Raw genomic sequence first — 2,163 nt, 5'->3', positions numbered from 1 at the left:
GATCTCGAAGTCGCCGCTAAGGAACTGGACGCGGATGCCATCGTGTGCGACAACACCGACGCCGCAAGCCTGGCCGAGGTTCGCGCGCTCTTCCCGCATCACCTGGACACCATCGTCAACGTGCCCGCCCCGCGCTGGGATGCCGGCGACCCGCGCGCCTACTCGCTGTCCGATCTGGCCCATGCATGGCGTCATGCCTTCGACGTGACCGTGCTGTCTGCGGTGCTGACCGTGCAAACCGTGGGCGATCATCTGCGCTCCGGCGGCTCGATCATCGGGGTGGTCGCGGAAAACCCGCAGCCGGGAAGCGCCGACGCCGCGGTCAAAGCGGCATTGTCGAACTGGGTCGCCGGTCAGGCCAATGTGTTCGGCACCCGCGGAATCACCGTCAACGCGGTTGCCTCGGGGCGCGGTGCGCAGCCCGGTTACGAGGGATTAACCCGCACACCACCTCCGGTCGCGGCTGAAATCGCCCGGCTGGCAGTGTTTCTCACGACTTCTGCAGCGCGCCATATCACCGGCCAGACGCTGCATGTCAGCCACGGTGCCATGGCGCATTTCGACTAACGGGCCAGTATTCGCGGGGGTAAGTATGGCCCGCTACGGTTACCAGCGTGGCTATTCGACTCGGACTACAGATCCCCAACTTCTCCTACGGCACCGGCGTAACCGAACTCTTCCCGACTGTCATCGCGCAAGCCCGAGAAGCCGAATCAGCCGGATTCGACGCCGTCTTCGTCATGGACCATTTCTACCAACTGCCGGTGCTGGGTCCGCCTGACCAGCCGATGCTCGAGGCGTATACCACGCTGGGTGCATTGGCGACCGCGACCAAGCAAATTCAATTGGGGGCCTTGGTAACTGGCAACACGTACCGCAACCCTGCGCTACTCGCCAAAATCATCACCACGCTCGATGTGGTGAGCGCTGGCCGGGCGATCCTGGGCATCGGTACCGGCTGGTTCGAGCTTGAACATCGCCAATTGGGATTCGAGTTCGGCACTTTCACCGACCGGTTCAACCGGCTCGAGGAAGCGCTGCAGATCGTCGACCCGATGATCAAAGGCGATCGGCCGACATTTTCCGGCAAGTGGTATACGACCGAACAGGCGATGGCCGAGCCGCGTTACCGCGACCGCATCCCGATTTTGATCGGCGGCAGCGGCGAGAAGAAGACGTTCTCGATCGCCGCCCGCTACGCCGATCATCTCAACATCATCGGCGGATTCGACGAGCTGACAGGCAAGCTCGACGCTCTGGCCACGCGGTGCGACGAAGTCGGCCGAGACCGTTCGTCGCTGGAGACCAGCATGCTGCTGACCGTGCTGGTTGACGAGAACGCCACACCCGACGCCGTTCCCGACCGGATGAGTCAGCGCATGGTGGCGGGTGGTCCGGCACAAATCGCCGAGCAGGTCAAAACGAAGGCGCTCGATGCGGGACTCGACGGCGTGATCATCAACATTCCGTTCTACCGCCCGGGCGTCGTCACCGCCGTCGGTGAGGCGCTGCGGCCGCTGGTGGCCGTGTAACACAAACGGCGGCATCCGGCGTGATGTGGCTGATCACACAGGCTTCGATGCGGCCGGCCACCCCCCGCGCCGACTACGGTGTAAACGAACCGCAGTCGCCGTCAGGAGCTACCCCAACCAATGAGTGCCCAAACCGAAGCCAGTGCTGCGCCCGGTCGTCGCCACCAGGTCGTCATCATCGGATCGGGATTCGGCGGACTCAACGCGGCCAAGAAGCTCAAGAGGGCCGACGTCGACATCAAGCTGATCGCCCGCACCACCCACCATCTGTTTCAGCCGCTGCTGTATCAGGTTGCGACCGGCATCATCTCCGAGGGTGAGATCGCCCCGCCGACGCGGGTGGTGCTGCGCCGGCAGCGCAACGTGCAGGTGTTGCTCGGCGACGTCACCCGCATCGACCTGACGGGCAAATACGTCGTCTCCGAATTGCTCGGCCACACCTACACCACGCACTATGACAGCCTGATCGTCGCGGCCGGGGCGGGGCAGTCCTACTTCGGCAACGACCACTTCGCCGAATTTGCGCCCGGCATGAAATCCATCGACGATGCCCTGGAACTGCGCGGCCGGATCCTGAGTGCATTCGAGCAGGCCGAACGCTCCAGTGATCCGGAACGACGAAAAAAGCTGC

At 63.8% G+C, this 2,163-nt stretch carries 3 protein-coding genes; all 3 read left to right on the top strand.

The window, feature by feature from the left end; all coding sequences use genetic code 11:
* The coding region (locus tag VFA16_RS08165; RefSeq protein WP_324967332.1) for an SDR family oxidoreductase at positions 1-567 on the top strand (567 nt) is incomplete at its 5' end.
* A 47-nt stretch (positions 568-614) separates the two neighbouring features.
* The gene (locus tag VFA16_RS08160) at positions 615-1,532 is read left to right on the top strand and encodes an LLM class F420-dependent oxidoreductase (RefSeq protein ID WP_324967331.1); all 918 of its coding nucleotides are present in this window, start codon (positions 615-617) and stop codon (positions 1,530-1,532) included.
* Positions 1,533-1,652: 120 nt separating this feature from the next.
* The coding region (locus VFA16_RS08155) for an NAD(P)/FAD-dependent oxidoreductase (RefSeq protein WP_324967330.1) at positions 1,653-2,163 on the top strand (511 nt) is incomplete at its 3' end.

It is taken from the genome of Mycobacterium sp., from assembly GCF_035653355.1.
Classification (GTDB): Bacteria; Actinomycetota; Actinomycetes; order Mycobacteriales; family Mycobacteriaceae; genus Mycobacterium.
This window is presented reverse-complemented; position numbering and strand designations above follow the sequence as displayed.